Source organism: Kitasatospora sp. NPDC057198 (assembly GCF_042670125.1).
Taxonomy (GTDB): domain Bacteria; phylum Actinomycetota; class Actinomycetes; order Streptomycetales; family Streptomycetaceae; genus Kitasatospora.
The window spans coordinates 2,662-19,434 of record NZ_JBHUWH010000109.1 but is presented as its reverse complement, the minus strand read 5'-3'; the positions used below and the strand labels follow the sequence as shown (position 1 = coordinate 19,434).

Below are 16,773 nucleotides of genomic sequence, written 5' to 3'. Positions count from 1 at the left end.
CCGTCGTTTCCGCCCCCGGCACCTCCTCCGGTGCCGGGGACGGGACGACCACCGCTCAGGCTGCTCCGCCCGCTCAGGCTGCTCCGCCCGCTCGGGTGGCCCTGCCCGCTCCGGTGGCCCCGACTGCTCAGGCAGCTCCGGCTGAGGTGAGCGGCGGTGACGGCGCTGACGCGGCTGGTGACGGCGGCGGTGACGGCGGCGGTGCTGCTACCGGGCGGCGGTGGTCGCGGGACCTGCTGTGGATCGGCGCGGTGTGCGTGGTCGTACTGCTGCTGGTGAACGCCTTCGTGGCGCGGCCGTTCGCGGTGCCGTCCGGTTCGATGGAGGGGACGCTGGAGCCGGGCGACCGGGTGCTGGTGAACCAGCTCGCGTACGCCTTCGGCGGGCACCCCCAGCGGGGCGACGTGGTGGTCTTCGACGGCATCGGCTCCTTCCTGCCCTACCAGGACGAACCGTCCGGGCTGAAGCGGCTGTTGGCCGGGGCGGGCCTCGCCCCGGCGGGCGACACGGTCTACGTGAAGCGGGTGATCGGTGTCGGCGGCGACCGGATCACCTGCTGCGGGACGGACGGCCGGCTGAAGGTCAACGGGGTGGCACTGGACGAGAGCGCGTACCTGTTCCCCGGTGACGCGCCGTCGGCGGTACCGTTCGACATCGTGGTTCCCGACGGCAAGTTGTGGGTGATGGGCGATCACCGCAGTGCCTCCCGCGACTCCCGGGACCACCTCGGCGAGCCCGGTGGCGGCACCGTGCCCGAGGACAAGGTGATCGGCCGCGCCGCATGGGTGATGTTCCCCCTCGGCCGCGCCACCTCCCTCGACCGACCGGCGGCGTTCGCCGCGATTGAGGGGACTGGTGGCCATGGGGAGCAGAGGTAGACCCAGAGCCGCCGCTGACGGCCCGTCCGACCCCGCCCGCCCCGGCCGCACCCACCGCACCGGTCCCGTGCTCGACTCCGGAGCCGGGCTCGCACCCGGGGCCGGAGCCGGGTTCGACTCCGTGTACCTGGCCCCCACCGGTGAGGCCGAGGACCCGGACGACCGGGACGGCCGCGGTGGTGGTGCCGGTGACGGTGGCGGTGGGGACGTGGCCGACGGGGGGAGTGGGGGCGGTGTCGGCGGAGGCAGTGCAGAGGGTCGTCCCGTTCGGGGGCGCGCCGAGCGCCGCCGTGCCGCCAAGCGCGCCGCGCGCCGCGGTCGGCGCTCCTTCCTGCGCGAGCTGCCGGTGATCGTGCTGGTCGCCCTGGTCATCGCGCTGGTGATGAAGACGTTCCTGCTCCAGGTGTTCGTGATCCCCTCCGGTTCGATGGAGCAGACCCTGCAGATCGGCGACCGGGTCGTCGTGGACAAGTTCACCCCGTGGTTCGGCGCCGAGCCGAAGCGCGGCGAGGTGGTGGTCTTCAAGGACCCGGGCGGCTGGCTGGAGAACGACCACAAGCCGTCCACGGACGGGCCCGTGCTGCGGAACGTGAAGTCGCTGTTCTCCGCGGTGGGGCTCCTCCCCTCCGACGACGAGCGGGACTTGATCAAGCGGGTGATCGGTGTCGGCGGTGACACCGTGGAGTGCTGCGACGAGCACGGCCGGGTCAGCGTCAACGGCACGCCGCTGGACGAGCCGTACATCGCGGCCGGGAACTCGCCCTCGCGGATCACCTTCAAGGTGACGGTGCCCCAGGGCCGGCTCTGGGTGATGGGCGACCACCGCGACCTGTCCGCCGACTCCCGCTACCACATGGGCAATCCGGGCGCCGGGACGATCCCGGTGGGGAACGTGGTGGGGCGCGCCTTCGTGGTCGCCTGGCCGATCTCCCACTTCGGTCAACTGGACGTTCCCGATTCACTCTCCTCCTTGCCGGGGCGGGCCGCAGGATCGGCGGCCGTCGAGCCGGTTCCTGCGGAACCCCCACTCGTTATGGGTGTGTTGGGCGTGCTTCCGCTCCTCGTCCGGTACCGCGGAAAGCAGCGGAGGGACGGGCCGGTGGCCGACTGACAGGGTGGTCGGCGCGTGGGAACGCGGGCGCGTCGACCGGGAGTGATAGAGAAGTGTGAAGTGCTCGGTTCCGGCCTGGTGTCGGGCCTGTCCCCGTGGGGCAAGCCAGAGACGGGTTCCCGACCGACTGCAGAGTGTGGTGCCCGCTGTGCGGCACTGGTGAGCGCGGGCGCGCAGGCGTCCGCACAGCAGGGAGGAGAAGTCGTGGGGGATCTGGTGATCGGTGCCCGCTCAGGAGCTCCGGAGCCCGACGGGGAACCCGTCGGCAACCAGGACGGGGCGCACGCCGGGGACGGCGAAGCACTCCGGGACGCCGAGGCCGGGGCGGAGGCCGACGGAAGTTCGGCCGAACCGTCCAGGAGGGCACCCAAGCAGCGTTCCTTCTGGAAGGAACTGCCGATCCTGATCGGCATCGCGCTGATCCTGGCCCTGGTGATCAAGACCTTCTTCGTCCAGGCGTTCTCGATCCCCTCGGGGTCGATGGAGAACACGCTCCAGGTCGGTGACCGCGTCCTGGTCGACAAGCTCACCCCCTGGTTCGGATCCGAGCCCGAACGCGGCGAGGTCGTGGTCTTCAAGGACCCGGGCGGCTGGCTCAACGACGAGCCGACCCAGCGCAGCGACAACTCCTTCGTGCGCGGCGTGCAGGACGTGTTCAGCTTCATCGGGCTGATGCCGTCCAGCGACGAGAAGGACCTGATCAAGCGCGTCATCGCGGTCGGTGGCGACACCGTGGAGTGCCAGGGCTCCGGCCCGGTCAAGGTGAACGGCGTGGCGCTCGACGAGCCGTACATCTTCCCCGGCAACACTCCCTGCGGGGAGAAGCCGTTCGGGCCGGTGCACGTGCCCAAGGGCCGGATCTGGGTGATGGGCGACCACCGGGGCAACTCCCTGGACTCGCGGTACCACATGGACCAGCCCGGTGGCGGCACCGTCCCGGTCGACAACGTGGTCGGCCGCGCGTTCGTGGTGGCCTGGCCGATCGGCGACTGGGCGACGCTGCCCGTTCCGGACACCTTCGACCAGAAGGGGCTCGCCGCCGGACCGGTCGCTCCGGCGATGGCCGGCACGGCACTGGCCGTCCCCGCCGTGTGGTGGGTGCGCCGGCGCCGCCGCTGACCGGGCACCGGCCGGTCGGGAGCACCTCTTGCGCGGGCCGTGGTACTGGCGAGTAATCTGCTCGCACGTGCCGCGGCCCGCAGCGCTGTCCGGACCGGGACGGCCGACCGCGGACCGGCTCCCGCCGTGCGGGCGGAGCAGCCGGAAGGCAGGAGAGGGCGGAGCCGATGAGCAGCGTCGCGGAGCGGACACCGCGCACCGGGGCCGACCCGGCCCGCCGCCGGCGCGCCGCGTCGGTCGTGCAGGGCGTGGCGATCGCGCTCGGCTTCGTGATGCTGGTCGGGGGTTTCGCGCTGCTGGCCCTCCAGTACCGGCCCTACCGGATCCCGACCGGTTCGATGAGCCCGACCCTGGAGGTCGGCGACACCGTCCTGGCCCGGACCGGCGGATCGGTCGGCCGCGGTGACATCGTGGTCTTCCGGGACGGGGACTGGGGCGACGCGACGCTGGTCAAGCGGGTGGTCGCGGTCGGCGGGGACACCGTCTCCGGTGACGAGGAGGGGCGGATCACCGTCAACGGGCACCGGGTGTCCGAGCCCTACCTGACCGCGTTCGCGACGAACGGGACGGCGTTCTCGGTCACCGTGCCGGAGGGGCGGATGTTCCTGCTCGGCGACTTCCGGGGGAACTCCCTGGACTCGCGGAGCCACCTCGACGTGGCGTTCGGCACGGTGCCGGTCTCCGGGGTGAAGGCGCGGGTGGAGGCGGTGATCCGGCCGCTGTCCCGGGCCGGGCTCGAACCGCGCGCCTCGGCCTTCGACGAACTGGGCGGGCCCCAGGCCCACCAGGCCGGGCCGCTGCTGCCCGCCGCCTGGACGTCGGCCGGCGGCGCGGCGCTGATCGTGGCCGCCTCGGTGGCGGGCTGGGCGGTCTCGCTGACCCGCAGGCTGCGGGGCCGGCGCAGGGCATGAGCCCGCCGCGGACGACGGACCGGCGCCGGCGCCGGTCCCGCCGAGGAGGCGCGCCCAGCGCCTCAGGACGGAGCCGAACCAGGTGGTGGAACACCGCAGGGCCGTGCGGGTGGTGCTGCTGGACCAGGACGACCGCGTCCTGCTGCTGCACGGAACGGACCCGGCCGAGCCCGGCACCACCTGGTGGATCACGCCCGGTGGCGGTGTCGAGCCGGGCGAGAGCCCGGACGCGGCCGCTCGGCGCGAGCTGGCCGAGGAGACCGGACTGACGGACGTGGACTGGGGACCGCTGGTCGGGTACGGCACGGTGGAGTTCTCCTTCCGGGGCAGGGAGTACCGACAGGAGCAGTGGTTCCGGCTGGCCCGCACCACGCGGACCGCGGTGTCACTGCTGCGCGGCGGGGCGGACGAGCACGCGTTGCTGCTGGCCTTCCGCTGGTGGACGCTGGGTGAGTTGAGGACCACCCGGGAGACCGTCCACCCGCGCGGGCTGGCCGGACTGGTGGCACGGGTTCTGACGGAAGGGCCGCCAGAACCGCCAGTAAGGCTCTGAGCACGGGCTCGGTGGTCCACAATGGGGTGGACGTGACGAGTGAGGGGACGCTTGGAATGAGTGCCGAAGACCTCGAGAAGTACGAGACCGAGATGGAGCTCAAGCTCTACCGGGAGTACCGGGACGTCGTCGGCCTGTTCAAGTACGTGATCGAGACCGAACGGCGCTTCTACCTGACGAATGACTACGACCTCCAGGTGCACTCGGTGCAGGGCGAGGTGTTCTTCGAAGTGTCGATGGCCGACGCGTGGGTCTGGGACATGTACCGACCGGCCCGATTCGTCCGGAAGGTCCGTGTATTGACGTTCAAGGACGTGAACATCGAGGAGCTGGCCAAGAGCGACCTCGAACTGCCCTCGGACGACTCCGCCTTCGGGAACTGACCGCGCCGCGGCCGAGCGGTCGGTACCCGGGGTGCCGGGCGCCCGGCGGGAACGGCGCGGCCGACCGCGCCCTCCCACCGTGGCCCGCACGCCTCCGTGAGCTGCGGCGGTGCCCGGGCCACCGAGATTGACCGCGCTGGACAGGCACTGTCCAGCGCATTTTTCGATTTGTCGCTCGAACGGGTGAGCCGAGTTATCCACAGGCCCGGGTTATCCACAGCCCCGGCCATTTCGCTGGTCCGCCCCCGGCACACCACGGCAACCTTCCGGCCGGAGGTGATTGCCGTGCAGAACCCCAACAAGACGACCACCAACGGCCTCGGACGCTACGGCGAGGAGGTCGCCGCCCGCCGGCTCGCCGAGGGCGGACTGTGCATCCTGGAACGCAACTGGCGCTGCGCCGAGGGCGAGCTCGACATCGTCGCGCTCGACGGGGACGTCCTCGCGATCTGCGAAGTGAAGACCCGCTCCGAACGCGGCTTCCAGCAGCCGGCGGAGGCGATCGACCGGACCAAGGCCGACCGGCTGCGCCACCTCGCAGAGCGCTGGCTCGCCGAACGCTGGCCGGAGCACTTCTCCCGGCTCGTCCTCGCCGCCGAGCGGGCCTGGGGCGACGAACCGCGGCCCGACGCCCAGAGCGGCGGTCCGGCCCCACCGCCCCCCGGCGGAGTCCGCATCGACCTGGTCGCCGTGGTCAACCCCCGCCGGGGCGCGGCCGCGGTCGAGCACCTGCGCGGGGCGGTGTGAGATGGCGTTCGCCCGCACCTGCTCGGTGGCCCTGGTCGGAGTGGACGGCGTCGTGGTCGAAGTCCAGGCCGACCTCGAACCCGGCCTCGCGGCCTTCAGCCTGGTGGGCCTCGCCGACAAGGCCCTCCTGGAAGCCCGCGACCGGGTGCGCGCCGCCGTCTCCAACAGCGGAGAACAGTGGCCGCTGCGCAAACTCACCGTGGGCCTCACACCCGCCTCCGTGCCCAAGAGCGGCAGCGGGTACGACCTGGCGGTGGCCTGCGCGGTCCTGGCGGCCGCGGAACGGCTCGACCCCGCATCGATCGACGGCCTGCTGATCATCGGAGAACTGGGGCTGGACGGCCGGGTGCGTCCGGTGCGCGGAGTCCTGCCCGCGGTCCTGGCGGCAGCCGACGCCGGCTACCGGCAGGTCGTGGTCGCCGAACAGACCGCCGCCGAAGCGAAACTGGTGCCCGGCGTCTCCGTCCTCGGAGTGCGCAGCCTGCGCCAGCTGATCGCGATCCTCACCAACGCCCCCGTGCCCGACGAACCACCGGACCCGTCCACCGGCCGCCCCGACTCCTCGTTCGCCGGACTGCTGCTGCCCGGCCTCGGCGTCCGCGACCTCACCTCCGAGCAGGCCGTCCGCCCCGACCTCGCCGACGTGGCCGGGCAGTACGAGGCCCGCCGGGCCATGGAGATCGCCGCCGCGGGCGGCCACCACATCTACCTGAAGGGCCCGCCGGGAGCCGGCAAGACGATGCTGGCCGAACGGCTACCGGCCCTGCTCCCACCGCTCACCCCCACCGAAGCACTCGAAGTGACCGCGATCCACTCCGTGGCCGGCCTGCTCCCACCCGACCGGCCCCTCATCGACAACCCGCCCTACTGCGCGCCGCACCACTCGACGACCATGCCCGCCATCGTCGGCGGCGGAACCGGACTGCCCAGGCCCGGAGCCGTCTCCCTCGCCCACCGCGGCGTGCTGTTCCTCGACGAGGCGCCCGAATTCCCGGTCAGGGTCCTGGACGCGCTGCGCCAGCCCCTGGAATCGGGGGAGGTGATGATCGCCAGAGCCGCGGGCTCGATGCGGCTGCCCGCCCGTTTCCTGCTCTGCCTGGCGGCCAATCCCTGCCCCTGCGGCCGCTACTCACTGAGAGGAGAAGGATGCGAATGCACGCCTGTCATGGTCAACCGCTATCAGGCCAGACTGTCCGGCCCACTGCTGGACCGGGTCGACCTCCAGGTGCAGGTCGCCGGAGTCACCAAGGCCGAACTGATGCAGCAGGGCGGAAAGGCCGAGAGCACGGCGACGGTTGCCGCACGCGTGCGGGAAGCACGGGCGCGGGCCGCCGCTCGCCTCGTCGACACCCCGTGGCGGACCAACGCCGAAGTGCCAGGGCACGAACTGCGCACGCGCTGGCAGCTCGCACCCGGTGCGCTGGCCGACGCCGAACGTGACCTGGACCGGGGGCTGCTCACCGCACGCGGCCTCGACCGCGTCCTGCGGGTCGCCTGGACGGTGGCCGACCTCGCGGGCCGGGAGCGCCCCAACAGGTCCGACATCCAGAGCGCACTCACCCTTCGCACCGGTGTCCAGCGGGCCGCCCGCCCGACGGACCGCAGGAGCGACCCGCCCTACCCCTACGACGACGCGGGTGCCGGGCCGGGCCCCGACCCGGGCCACGGGTTCTGAGCGGCCCCCACCCGCCGTGGCCGCACACCCCGCCCTCGCACACCCCCGCAACAACCGGCCGCGTTCGCACACCCCCGAGACCACCGGCCGCCCGAGACCGCCGGCCACCGGCAGTCGGCGGCAGTACTGCAGGAACAGGCAGAAGCAGAAGGAGCACCGATGACCACGCACCCCGTACCCCACGCGCACAGCGGGCTGTCCGACGGCTCGTGCCCACCGCCCCCGCCCGGCGCCGCCGAGCCAACCCGGGTTCCTGCGACGTGCGACGGCGGCGAACGACTCCGCCACCCGGTCCGCGGTGCGGGGCCACAGGCCGTGTGCCGCTCACGCCACGGGCCGGTGGAGCCGGTCCGGGCCGCCCCGGGCGGCCAGCGCGTCATCCGCCCCACGGGGTGGGCTGCGCCGACCGCCCCACCGGATCCGCCCGAACCCGAGCGGATCTCCCGGGCCGCGCTCACCAGACTGATCGAACCGGGCGACGCCGCGATCGGCCGGGCGGTCCAACGGCTCGGCGTGGTCCGGCTGCTGCAGGGGTTCTACGAGGGAGCGCCCGCCGGCCGGCTGGGGCTCGGAGCCGACCGGATCGCCGCCTACCAGGAGAGGCTGCGAAAGTTCAACCCGGCCACCGACCTGGAACGGATCGCCAAGCTCGGTGGGAAGTTCATCATTCCGGGCGACAGCGAGTGGCCCTCCCAACTCGACGACCTCGGCGACAGTCGCCCGATCGGGCTGTGGATCCGCGGCCTGCCGTCGCAACGGCTGCCCTCGCTGCGCCTGCTGGCCCTGCGCTCGGTGGCCGTCGTCGGATCGCGGGCCTGCACCGCGTACGGGCGGCACGTCGCAGGCCAGCTCGGGTCCGAACTGGCCGAGCGGGGCTGGGTGGTGGTGTCCGGGGCGGCCTACGGGGTGGACACCGCCGCGCACCTCGGGGCGCTGGCGGTCAACGGGATGACGATCGCGGTGCTCGCCAGCGGCGTCGACATCTGCTACCCGCGCGGGAACGAGGCACTGATCGAGCGGATCGGGCGCGACGGGCTGCTGGTGAGCGAGCTGGCACTCGGGATGAACCCGACCAGGTTCAGGTTCGTGCTGCGGAACCGGGTGATAGCCGCGCTCACCCGCGGCACGGTGGTGGTCGAGGCCGCGCCCCGCAGCGGCGCGCTCAGCACCGCACGGCGGGCGCGGGACCTCAACCGGCACACCATGGGCGTTCCGGGGCCGATCACCTCCGAACTCTCGGCCGGCGTGCACGCGTTGATCAGGAACGGGGCCGCCAGCATGGTCACCAGCGGTGCCGAGGTGGGCGAGCTGATCGGCTCCATCGGAGCCGACCTGGCACCGGAGCGGGTCGGCCCGATCCTGCCGAGGGACGCGCTGGAGCCGCCGGTGGCCAGAGTCCTGGAAGCGGTGCCCGCCAGCGCGGACGGCGCACCGGTGCAGCGACTCGCCCACTACGCGGCACTCTCCGAGGCCGCGACGGTCCAGCACCTCCACGAACTGAGTTCGCTCGGCTTCGTCGAACGGCACGGAGCGCACTGGAGGTTGGTGCGCCGCAAGTGATCACATTCGGGCAGAGCCGGACAAGGTGATGGGTTTCGGACGGGACAACCGGTCAACAGGAGGTGGTGCGCGGCGAGTTGGGGGACGATGGCGGCCCGGCGGGTTCGGCCGGGGCGTTGCGGCGAAGAGCCGGGGAGATCCGTCCGGAAGAGTTCGCGGGTCCGTGCCCGTCGGCGGGCCGGCCGTGCGGAGGGCCCGGCGGCGGCCCCGGGCTCCGGGCGCGACGCGCCGACGCCGCCCTTTGCTGCCACCGGATCGGGCGACGCCCGAGTGGCGGTAGCACTGTGCAGCGACCCGGTCACGCTACGCTCGCTCATGGCGTCCCTATCAGCACATGACTCGGCAGAACGGCGCAGACCAACGCATGCCCACTCACATTCCCGGACACAGGGTGACCGGTGACGGTCGGTCCCCGGACGGGACGGGGGCCGAGACCCACAACGCCGCGGAACTGCGGGCCGGATCCGGGGGAGGCGTGGGAACGACACGACCGGGCGGCTCCCCGACCGCGCCCCCGCAGTCCCCGCCCCGTCCCGTCCCCGCCCCGCCCCGCCCGCACCCACCGGCTCCGTCGGGATCCGCACCCCGGCCGACCCCGTCCCGCCCGTCGGCCGACCGGCCCGGCCAGGTGCTGCCCTGCCCGCAAGCGGCACCGCCCGGTGCGGTGGCGAAGCCGCGGCCGCGCGACGACGAAGGGGCCGGTACTGGCGCGGGCACCCGTTCGGGCGGTCAGGGCGGCGTCGATCCGGCAGGCGGCCGCGGCCCCGGCGGGCAGGACGCCGACGGGCGGCGACCGGGAACGGCCGGTGCCGGGCCCCAGCCCCAGCCCCAGCCCCAGCCCCAGGCACCGTCCGCGACCGGGCGGCCGGTGCGCGGCCAGTCCAAGCGGGGCGCCCGGTCGAAGGCGAAGGAGCAGTCCGTCCGGAGCACCCAGGTCCGCAGGCAGGCGGCCGGGCCGCCGCCCGCCCGCACGCCGGAGCCGTCGGGGGCCTCCGGGCCCTCGGGGTCCTCAGGGACGGAGACGGGCGGGAGCCCGGCCGCACGGCAGGGCACGTCCTCCCCGGTGCCCCTGCCCGCGCCCGGAGCCGTACCCGGGGCTGGGCAGCCGGCGTCGGAGCAGCCCGCCCCGTCGGTGGTCCCGCGCCCGGGGACGGGTACGCCGGGGAAGCCGACCGACCGCGGCGCTGCGCCGGGCACCACGTCGGGCGGTGCGCCGGGCGCCGCGCCGGACAGTGGCGCAGGCGTGGGAACGGGTGCGCGCGCCGGTGCGACGGTGCCCGCGCCGGCTCCCGCGCCGGGTGCGGGCGTCAGTGCGGAGAACGGGAGCAGGGGAGGGGACCGTGCGAAGGGCGCCGACCAGTCGGCGCTGCAGGCGCTGTGGCGCTCGTACAAGGAGACCGGCGACCAGGGGCTCCGGGACCAGCTGATCCTGCACTACTCGCCGCTGGTGAAGTACGTGGCGGGCCGGGTCGGGGTCGGGCTGCCCGCCAACGTGGAGCAGGCGGACTTCGTGTCCTCCGGGGTCTTCGGGCTGATCGACGCCATCGAGAAGTTCGACATCGACCGGGCGATCAAGTTCGAGACCTACGCGATCAGCCGGATCCGCGGTGCGATCATCGACGAGCTGCGGGCGCTGGACTGGATCCCCCGGTCGGTCCGGCAGAAGGCCAAGGCGGTCGAGCGGGCCTACGCCACACTGGAGGCCCGGCTGCGGCGGACTCCGCACGACCCCGAGGTGGCGGCGGAGATGAGCATCTCGCTCGACGAACTGCACACCATCTTCAGCCAGTTGTCGCTGGCCAACGTGGTGGCGCTGGACGAGCTGCTGCATTCGGCGGGTGAGGGCGGCGACCGGCTCACCCTGATGGAGACGCTCCCGGACAGCGGTGCGGACAACCCGGTCGAGATCGCCGAGGACCGCGAACTGCGGCGGCTGCTCGCCTCGGCGGTCAACACCCTGCCCGAGCGGGAGAAGACCGTGGTGACGCTCTACTACTACGAAGGCCTGACCCTGGCGGAGATCGGCCAGGTGCTCGGGGTGACGGAGAGCAGGGTCAGCCAGATCCACACCAAGTCGGTGCTGCAGTTGCGGGCGAAGATGTCCGACGCACGGTGAGCCCCGGGGCGCCCCGGAACGCCCGCCCGCCGGGGCCGGTCCAGGTCGGGCCGGGCCAGGCCGTCCGGGCCGGGTCAGGCGGGATGCGGCGGGGCGCGGTGGCCGGTGGAAGCGTGATGGCGTGCCCACCGGTCGTCGGCGTCCGTAGAGTTGGGACGTGCCGAAAATCCGGGCGGCCACCGTGGCCGAGCATCGACAGCTGCAGCAGACAGCACTGCTGGACGCCGCACGCGTCCTGTTGGCCGAGGGCGGGCGGGAGGCGCTGAGCTTCGGCGCGCTCGCGGCGCGCACCGGCCTCGCCAGGTCCTCGGTGTACGAGTACTTCCGTTCCAAGTCCGAGCTGGTGGAGGCGCTCTGCACGGTCGACCTCCCGCTCTGGGCCGCCGAGATCGAAGCCGGCATGGCGGTCCGCGACAGCGCGGTCGAACGGATCGAGGCGTACGTCCGCGGCCAGGTCTCGCTGGCCACCGACCCGGTGCACCGCGCGGTGGTGGCCGTCGCCGAATACGAACTCGACGATGCCGCCCGGGCCAGGATCAGGGCGGCCCACGCCGGGCTGACCGCCATGGTGGTCCGCACCCTGGAGGAACTCGGCCACGACCGGCCCGGCGTCGCCGCCTCGCTGCTCCAGGGGGTGGTGGAGGCGGCGGTCCGCCAGGTCGAACGGATCCGCGGCGAGGACGGCACCCCCGGCGCCCGGGCGGTCGAGGAGATCGCCGACACCGCGGTGCGCTTCGCCCTCGACGGCCTGCGTCCGGCGACGGGCCCGACAACCGACCCGGTGGACGGCCGGGCGGACGGCTCGTGCGGAGCGGGCAGCTCCGACGGGATCGGTGCGGACGCGCGCTGACACCGGATCAGGGCGGGGAGAGCGGCAGCAGCCGGGCCCGGCCGGAGCCGAGCAGGGCGAGCGGGTCGAGGTAGCGGTCACCGCGGACCAGCCCCCAGTGCAGGCAGTCGACCGGGCAGTGCCCCGAACCGCCGGCCACCACCCCGATCGGATCACCCGCCGCGACGGCGGTTCCGACCGGCACGGACGCCGCCACCGGCAGGTAGGTGGTCCGCAGCGGGGGAGTGCCCGACCCGGGGTGCGCCACCACGACCACCGGACGCCCGGCCACCTGCCCGGCGAAGGCCACCTCGCCGGGCGCCGCCGCCCGCACCACCGTGCCCGGCGCGGCCGCCAGGTCGACCCCCCGGTGCCCGGCGGCCCAGCGCGTCGGAGGCGGGTCGAACCGTCGCAGCAGCCCTGCCCGGTCACCCACCGGCCACACCCGCCCCGGCCCGGGGCCGACCGCGAGCGGCCGCCCCGCCGGGACCCCCACGGCCGGGACCCCCGCAGCGGGGGAGCGCCCCGGCACCGCCCAGGACGCCGGTGCGAACCCGCCGAGCGTCACCAGCACCACCCCCTGCACCAGCAGCAGCGCCAGCGCCCGCGCCGTGCGTCCCACCCGGACCCGACGCTCCCCGCACCCCCGACCCACCAGACGCACCAGACGCACCTTCCCGTCACCTCCCGAACCGGTCGATCTCCCCGACCGGTCTCCCCGGCCGGTCTCCCCAGCCGTTCTCCTCGGACGCCCGACCGGGCCGTCCGACCCGCCGCCGCCCGGGCCGCCCCGGACGCTCGCCGCCGCGCACCCGCCGAGCCGGTGGAAACCGTTCGGCGGGATGCCTGCCAGCGTGGGGCCGGCGGAGCCCGTCGCGCGTGTCGGTTCCGCGGGCTGTGGACAGACCAGGGGCTGTGGACAACCGCCGTCCCCCGCAGGGGTGAACGGTCGGCGGCGGGCGGTCCGGGGTGGTGCTGAACAGGCCACCGGGGCCGCGGGGAGTCGCCCGCCGCTCGGGGCTTCCCGTACACTTCACACGCGACCCGGTCTGCCGGGTCGACTTCGCACGCCCCGCCACCGGCGGTCCGCCCCCTCGGGGGAGCGGCCGTCACGGTGCGAGTGCCGCTCGGTCCGCCGAGCCTGCCGAGGCCGCAAGCCTCGCGCAGGCCGAGCGGCTTGGCACGTCGGGGCGTCAGGCGTGACGGTCGCCCGACCGGCACGGACAAACCGAGTACCCCGGCACCCCACAGGCCGCAACCCGCCGAACGGCGCGCCGGGCAACACACGAGGAGCACGGCACATGGCCGTCGTCACGATGCGGGAGCTGCTGGAGAGCGGCGTCCACTTCGGTCACCAGACCCGTCGTTGGAACCCGAAGATGAAGCGCTTCATCTTCACGGAGCGCAACGGCATCTACATCATCGACCTGCTGCAGTCGCTGAACTACATCGACCGCGCCTTCGAGTTCGTCAAGGAGACCGTTGCCCACGGCGGCAGCGTCCTCTTCGTCGGCACCAAGAAGCAGGCCCAGGAGGCCATCGCCGAGCAGGCGACCCGCGTGGGCATGCCGTACGTCAACCAGCGCTGGCTGGGTGGCATGCTGACCAACTTCTCGACCGTCTACAAGCGTCTGCAGCGCCTCAAGGAGCTCAGCGAGATCGACTTCACGGACGTGGCCGGCTCCGGCCTCACCAAGAAGGAGCTCCTGGTCCTCCAGCGCGAGTACGACAAGCTGGAGAAGACCCTCGGCGGTATCCGCGACATGCAGCGCGTGCCCAGCGCCGTCTGGATCGTGGACACCAAGAAGGAGCACATCGCGGTCGGCGAGGCCCGGAAGCTCAACATCCCGGTCGTCGCGATCCTCGACACCAACTGCGACCCGGACGAGGTCGACTACAAGATCCCGGGCAACGACGACGCGATCCGCTCCGTCACCCTGCTGACCCGCGTGATCGCCGACGCCGTCGCCGAGGGCCTGAAGTCCCGCGCCGGTGTCGCCAAGGGCGACGCGAAGGCCGAGCCGGGCGCCGACCAGCCGCTGGCCGCCTGGGAGAAGGAGATCCTCGAGGGCGAGAAGGCCGCCGAGGCCCCCGCCGCCGAGGCTGCCACCGAGGCCCCGGCCGAGGCCGCTGCCGAGGCGCCGGCCGCCGAGGCTCCGGTTGCCGAGGCTCCGGCCGCCGAGGCTCCGGCCGCCGAGGCCGAGCAGGCCTGACGCACCACCAGGGTGAGGGGCACCGGCCGGGCTGAGCCGGTGGGTGCCCCTCTCTCCCGTGCCGGGGGCCCGCACCCCGGGCCCCGGCACTTTCCCACGCAGACACGCGAGACGTGAGAAGAGATCACAACCATGGCGAACTTCACCGCCGCGGACGTCAAGAAGCTCCGTGAGCTCACCGGCGCCGGCATGATGGACTGCAAGAAGGCCCTGGACGAGGCCGAGGGCGACGTCCAGAAGGCCGTCGAGCTCCTGCGCATCAAGGGCCAGAAGGGCGTTGCCAAGCGCGAGGGCCGCGACGCCTCCAACGGCGCCGTCGCCGCGCTGATCGCCGAGGACAAGAAGTCCGGCGTCCTGGTCGAGCTGAACTGCGAGACCGACTTCGTCGCCAAGGGCGGCAAGTTCGTCGAGGTCGCCAACGCGATCGCCGCCCACGTGGCCGCCACCTCCCCGGCCGACCTGGACGCCGCCCTGGCCTCCGAGATCGCCCCGGGCCAGACCGTCCAGCAGTTCGTGGACGAGGCCAACGCGACCCTCGGCGAGAAGATCGTGTTCCGCCGCTTCGCGCAGTTCGACAACGACGGCTTCGTCGCCGTCTACATGCACAAGTCGGACCCGGACCTGCCGCCGACCATCGGTGTCCTGGTCGAGCTCGACCAGGAGAACGCCGAGACCGCCAAGGACGTCGCGCAGCACATCGCCGCCTTCGCGCCGAAGTACCTCTCCCGCGAGGAGATCCCGGCCGAGGAGCTGGAGAACGAGCGCCGCGTCGCCGAGGCCACCGCTCGCGAGGAGGGCAAGCCCGAGGCCGCCCTGCCGAAGATCGTCGAGGGTCGGGTCACCGGCTTCGTCAAGGAGAACGCCGTCCTGGAGCAGGCGTTCGCCAAGGACAACAAGAAGTCCGTCGCCAAGGTCCTCGACGAGGCCGGCGTCACCCTCAAGCGCTTCGTCCGCTTCCGCGTCGGCGCCTGAGACCCGTTCCCGCGGTCCGTCCCGCCCCTCCCGGCCCCGTGCCGGACATAAAGTAGGAGGACCGCCCCCGTCCGCGAGGACGGAGGAGCGCGCCGACCGGCCCCCGAGCACCCCCGGGGCGGTGTCGGCACCATGAACGACGAGGAGGCCATTGCCGTGCAGGAGACCGTACCGGTTCCCGCGGCAGTGGCCTCCTCTCGTGTACACGGCCGCACACGGCACCGGGACCGCACGCCCGGCGCCGTGGCCGGCACTTTGCAGATCTGCTGACCAGCAGGCGGAGAAGGAGAAAGTCCATGCAGGAGACGCAGGAGACCGCGCCGGGCGGTGCACGCCGCCGGGTACTGCTCAAGCTGTCCGGCGAGGCGTTCGCCGGCGGAGGCGGCCTCGGCGTCGACCCGGACGTGGTGCACGCCATCGCCCGCGAGATCGCCACGGTGGTCCGGGCCGGGACGGAGGTCGCCATCGTCATCGGCGGCGGCAACTTCTTCCGCGGCGCCGAACTCCAGCAGCGCGGCATGGACCGGGCCCGCTCCGACTACATGGGCATGCTCGGCACCGTGATGAACTGCCTCGCGCTCCAGGACTTCCTGATCAAGGAGGGCATGGAGACCCGGGTGCAGACCGCCATCACCATGGGCCAGGTCGCCGAGCCGTACCTGCCGCTGCGCGCCATCCGGCACCTGGAGAAGGGCCGCGTGGTGATCTTCGGCGCCGGGATGGGCATGCCGTACTTCTCCACCGACACCACCGCCGTGCAGCGCGCCCTGGAGATCCACGCCGACGTCCTGCTGATGGGCAAGAACGGCGTGGACGGCGTCTACGACTCCGACCCGCGCAGCAACCCCGCCGCGGTCCGGTTCGACGCGCTGGACTACACCGAGGTGATCTCCCGCGACCTCAAGGTCGCCGACCTCACCGCGATCACCCTGTGCAAGGACAACGGGCTGCCGATCCTGGTCTTCGAGCTGCTCGCCGAGGGCAATATCGCCCGTGCGGTCAAGGGTGAGAAGATCGGCACACTCATCAGCGAGGATTCCGCCCGGGCCTAGGCGTCGGGGCTCCGAGCAGCAACAGCCGTCCGGGGCACCGGGACGGGACAACAGCAGATGAACCGGACAGGGAGCAGACAGTGATCGATGAGACCCTCCTCGAGGCCGAGGAGAAGATGGAGAAGGCCGTGGGCGTCGCCAAGGACGACCTCGCCGCCATCCGCACCGGGCGCGCGCACCCGGCGATGTTCGCCAAGATCGTCGCGGAGTACTACGGTGCCCTGACGCCGATCAACCAGCTGGCCTCGTTCTCCGTGCCGGAGCCGCGGATGGCCATGGTCACCCCGTTCGACAAGACCGCGCTGAAGGCCATCGAGACCGCGATCCGCGACTCGGACCTGGGCGTCAACCCGTCGAACGACGGCTCCGTCATCCGGGTGGTGCTCCCGCAGCTCACCGAGGAGCGCCGCCGCGAGTACATCAAGCAGGCCCGCGGCAAGGGCGAGGACGCCAAGGTCTCGGTCCGCTCCGTCCGCCGCAAGGCGAAGGACGCGATCGACAAGCTGGTCAAGGACAAGGAGATCGGCGAGGACGACGGCCGCCGCGGCGAGAAGGAGCTCGACGACCTGACCGCCAAGTTCGTGGCGCAGATCGACGAGCTGCTCAAGCACAAGGAAGCCGAGCTGCTGGAGGTCTGATCCGGACCCAGCCCGC

General features: G+C 73.0%; 16 protein-coding genes. 15 read left to right on the top strand and 1 reads right to left on the bottom strand.

The window, feature by feature from the left end:
- Positions 1-113: 113 nt before the first annotated feature.
- The 11 genes from lepB (ACFUEL_RS15240) to ACFUEL_RS15190 all read left to right on the top strand — a co-directional run bounded on the left by lepB (ACFUEL_RS15240) (position 114) and on the right by ACFUEL_RS15190 (position 11,903).
- A complete protein-coding gene (lepB, locus tag ACFUEL_RS15240; protein WP_380236691.1) occupies positions 114-878 on the top strand; it encodes a signal peptidase I in 765 nt (254 codons plus the stop codon).
- Positions 879-945: 67 nt separating this feature from the next.
- Positions 946-1,989: a signal peptidase I gene (gene lepB / locus ACFUEL_RS15235; RefSeq protein WP_380236688.1), complete on the top strand. Its 1,044-nt coding sequence runs from the start codon at positions 946-948 to the stop codon at positions 1,987-1,989.
- 213 nt (positions 1,990-2,202) lie between these two features.
- Positions 2,203-3,108 carry a signal peptidase I gene (gene lepB / locus ACFUEL_RS15230; protein ID WP_380236690.1) on the top strand — a complete coding sequence of 302 codons (906 nt, stop codon included), beginning with the start codon at positions 2,203-2,205 and terminating at the stop codon, positions 3,106-3,108.
- 167 nt (positions 3,109-3,275) lie between these two features.
- Positions 3,276-4,019 carry a signal peptidase I gene (gene lepB / locus ACFUEL_RS15225; RefSeq protein ID WP_380236687.1) on the top strand — a complete coding sequence of 248 codons (744 nt, stop codon included), beginning with the start codon at positions 3,276-3,278 and terminating at the stop codon, positions 4,017-4,019.
- An 85-nt stretch (positions 4,020-4,104) separates the two neighbouring features.
- A complete protein-coding gene (locus ACFUEL_RS15220) occupies positions 4,105-4,572 on the top strand; it encodes an NUDIX hydrolase (protein ID WP_380236686.1) in 468 nt (155 codons plus the stop codon).
- Between the two features lie 56 nt (positions 4,573-4,628).
- Positions 4,629-4,955, top strand: coding sequence for a DUF2469 domain-containing protein (locus ACFUEL_RS15215; protein WP_030458804.1), 327 nt, complete (start codon positions 4,629-4,631; stop codon positions 4,953-4,955).
- A 276-nt stretch (positions 4,956-5,231) separates the two neighbouring features.
- The gene (locus ACFUEL_RS15210; RefSeq protein WP_380236685.1) at positions 5,232-5,702 is read left to right on the top strand and encodes a YraN family protein; all 471 of its coding nucleotides are present in this window, start codon (positions 5,232-5,234) and stop codon (positions 5,700-5,702) included.
- A 1-nt stretch (position 5,703) separates the two neighbouring features.
- Positions 5,704-7,377, top strand: a complete 1,674-nt coding sequence (locus tag ACFUEL_RS15205) for a YifB family Mg chelatase-like AAA ATPase (protein ID WP_380236683.1) — start codon at positions 5,704-5,706, stop codon at positions 7,375-7,377.
- A 339-nt stretch (positions 7,378-7,716) separates the two neighbouring features.
- Complete coding sequence (dprA, locus tag ACFUEL_RS15200; protein WP_380236682.1) at positions 7,717-8,937, top strand: DNA-processing protein DprA; 1,221 nt, start codon at positions 7,717-7,719, stop codon at positions 8,935-8,937.
- A 1,243-nt stretch (positions 8,938-10,180) separates the two neighbouring features.
- Positions 10,181-11,053 (top strand): RNA polymerase sigma factor WhiG, encoded by an 873-nt coding sequence (gene whiG, locus ACFUEL_RS15195; protein ID WP_380236681.1) that lies wholly within the window; start codon positions 10,181-10,183, stop codon positions 11,051-11,053.
- 181 nt (positions 11,054-11,234) lie between these two features.
- Positions 11,235-11,903 carry a TetR/AcrR family transcriptional regulator gene (locus tag ACFUEL_RS15190; RefSeq protein WP_380236689.1) on the top strand — a complete coding sequence of 223 codons (669 nt, stop codon included), beginning with the start codon at positions 11,235-11,237 and terminating at the stop codon, positions 11,901-11,903.
- Between the two features lie 7 nt (positions 11,904-11,910).
- Here ACFUEL_RS15190 and ACFUEL_RS15185 read toward each other — a convergent pair whose 3' ends face one another.
- Complete coding sequence (locus tag ACFUEL_RS15185) at positions 11,911-12,504, bottom strand: murein hydrolase activator EnvC family protein (protein WP_380236680.1); 594 nt, start codon at positions 12,502-12,504, stop codon at positions 11,911-11,913.
- A 679-nt stretch (positions 12,505-13,183) separates the two neighbouring features.
- Here ACFUEL_RS15185 and rpsB point away from each other — a divergent pair.
- The 4 genes from rpsB to frr all read left to right on the top strand — a co-directional run bounded on the left by rpsB (position 13,184) and on the right by frr (position 16,757).
- Positions 13,184-14,095 carry a 30S ribosomal protein S2 gene (gene rpsB / locus ACFUEL_RS15180; protein WP_380236679.1) on the top strand — a complete coding sequence of 304 codons (912 nt, stop codon included), beginning with the start codon at positions 13,184-13,186 and terminating at the stop codon, positions 14,093-14,095.
- Between the two features lie 132 nt (positions 14,096-14,227).
- Positions 14,228-15,067, top strand: coding sequence for a translation elongation factor Ts (gene tsf, locus ACFUEL_RS15175; protein WP_033215166.1), 840 nt, complete (start codon positions 14,228-14,230; stop codon positions 15,065-15,067).
- Between the two features lie 296 nt (positions 15,068-15,363).
- A complete protein-coding gene (gene pyrH, locus ACFUEL_RS15170; RefSeq protein WP_380236678.1) occupies positions 15,364-16,119 on the top strand; it encodes a UMP kinase in 756 nt (251 codons plus the stop codon).
- A gap of 80 nt (positions 16,120-16,199) precedes the next feature.
- The gene (frr, locus tag ACFUEL_RS15165) at positions 16,200-16,757 is read left to right on the top strand and encodes a ribosome recycling factor (protein WP_033256297.1); all 558 of its coding nucleotides are present in this window, start codon (positions 16,200-16,202) and stop codon (positions 16,755-16,757) included.
- Positions 16,758-16,773 lie beyond the last annotated feature (16 nt).

Excerpts from the sequence above, each read along its gene's own strand:
- lepB (WP_380236687.1), top strand. The coding sequence starts at position 3,276 with ATGAGCAGCGTCGCGGAGCGGACACCGCGCACCGGGGCCGACCCGGCC.
- ACFUEL_RS15215 (WP_030458804.1), top strand. The coding sequence starts at position 4,629 with ATGAGTGCCGAAGACCTCGAGAAGTACGAGACCGAGATGGAGCTCAAG.
- ACFUEL_RS15205 (WP_380236683.1), top strand. The coding sequence starts at position 5,704 with ATGGCGTTCGCCCGCACCTGCTCGGTGGCCCTGGTCGGAGTGGACGGC.
- rpsB (WP_380236679.1), top strand. The coding sequence starts at position 13,184 with ATGGCCGTCGTCACGATGCGGGAGCTGCTGGAGAGCGGCGTCCACTTC.
- tsf (WP_033215166.1), top strand. The coding sequence starts at position 14,228 with ATGGCGAACTTCACCGCCGCGGACGTCAAGAAGCTCCGTGAGCTCACC.
- pyrH (WP_380236678.1), top strand. The coding sequence starts at position 15,364 with ATGCAGGAGACGCAGGAGACCGCGCCGGGCGGTGCACGCCGCCGGGTA.